General features: G+C 47.3%; 1 protein-coding gene. It reads right to left on the bottom strand.

What is annotated here, in order from left to right:
- Nucleotides 1-451: 451 nt before the first annotated feature.
- Nucleotides 452-1,881 (bottom strand): group II intron reverse transcriptase/maturase (gene ltrA, locus JF818_RS09260; protein WP_198891730.1); only part of this gene is annotated, 1,430 nt, incomplete at its 5' end.

Below are 1,881 nucleotides of genomic sequence, written 5' to 3'. Positions count from 1 at the left end.
GAGCAGGGACTGCACCCCATGATAGTATTGCAGGAACTCAAGCTCCCTCTCTGAGGGTTCCCGGAACAGGCAGGGTGAAAAGTCTTCATGGGAGAAGAGCAGGGATTGAAGAAATGGGGTGTTTCGTGTAGAATATGTTATATAAAAGAGCTCCTCCTGTTTGTCTTTTTGTCGTGACTAAACAATAGCAGAAGGGGGGCTCTTTTTTCTATATCCAACAAGCAAATATTAATGAATTCAAGGAAGATTCCTGTCAGTCACAGGGGCCAGCGACAGGTATGGGGTATGTGAGTGATGGTTTTGTATATTCATGCATTACAAGGCTCCTGAAAACCTATTGTCGAGTAGACACATGAAGGTGGCAATCTCCAGTACCACCAGCCTTCATATGCCCCTCACAGAACCGTACGTGCGCTACTAACGCATACGGCTCTTCATTCCATTCTTCGGGTCAGTGCCAGATGTCCACACAAATTCTAGGCTTTGCAATTCCATAGGCATTGATTATTCTATTATAGGTTGTCCAGTTGATTTTCCTCTTCTGTCCCCTACGTCTCAATACCCTAAACAAAGTCGTAACACAGTAATAGTGATACTTGTCCAAACTCTTGCTGTTACCGCTAATGCCATAGTACCTATAGTGTCCCAAAAGCCTCAAATTAAGACCTCTGATGATATCACTGACAGGACTGTGCATGTTCAGTCTCAGCCATTGTTTCATAGCCTTTCGTTTGGCAATCAACTTCTTCTTGCTTGTCCGATGCATTACACGGTAGCATCCCTTTCGGCTTTTCCCATTGATATGGGTGAAACCAAGGAAATCAAAGGTCTCCTTTGAACCCGAGTTCCTTCCAAAAGGAATCAGTCTGGTCTTTTCTTGGGCAACCTCAAGGTTGAATTTGCCCAATCTCATAGGCAGTACATCGTAGTACTTACGGGCATCATCCTCAAACTCAAACAGAGCCAAAAAATCATCGGCATAGCGAAACAAGTACGCTTTGCCCTTCATCCGAGGTTTCACCACCTTCTCAAACCAGATATCCAGCACATAATGCAGATATACATTGGCAAGAATAGGTGAAATGAGGCCTCCTTGAGGTGAACCGCTCTCGCTGTCGAGGTATTGCCCGTCCTCCATGATTCCTGCCTTGAGGAACCTGACGATGTAACGGAGAAAGTTCTTGTCCTGAATGTCATGCTCTAGGAATTTCATCAGCCATGAATGGTCGATGTTATCGAAATATCCCTTGATGTCGGCCTCCACCACCCAGCCGATTGGCTGTCTACCAATGGTGGAGTTGATTTCCCTAATCACGTCATGACAACTTCTATTGGGACGGAACCCGTACGAACAGTCCATGAACCTAGGCTCATACACACCGTTCAGCACCTTCGCCATCACACCCTGTACCAGCTTGTCCTCATAGGATGGTATTCCCAGTGGACGCATCTTGCCGCCTAGCTTGGGAATATAGGTTCTCCTTGCCGGTTTCGGCCGGTATGAGAAGGACTTCATCCTCTTCAGAAGGTCATCGATGTTATCATCGAGGTTCCTTGAGTACTCAGCCTTCGTCATCCCATCGATACCAGAGGCCTTGCTCCCGCTCTGACGCTGGTGCTCCTCTTTCAGACTGTCCTTGTTCACATAGTGAATAAGGGTCTGCAACCGCTTATGGGTGCCGGACAGCTCCCATATCTCCTTCTCTTCGTTTTCCACTTTTACCAGGGCCTCCAGTGTCCCAAGTTTTTCATCAAAGGAATCGAACGAAATGTCTCCCCCTTCCTTCCTCCTGCTTTCCCCGCCTACATCACTAATATGAGAAGCTCCGCCTACTTCCATCCACCCTTCGCCTTGCCCTTCCAACTCCTCGTCACATTGCC

The organism is Sphaerochaeta sp. S2, assembly GCF_016406725.1.
Lineage (GTDB): Bacteria > Spirochaetota > Spirochaetia > Sphaerochaetales > Sphaerochaetaceae > Sphaerochaeta.
This window is presented reverse-complemented; position numbering and strand designations above follow the sequence as displayed.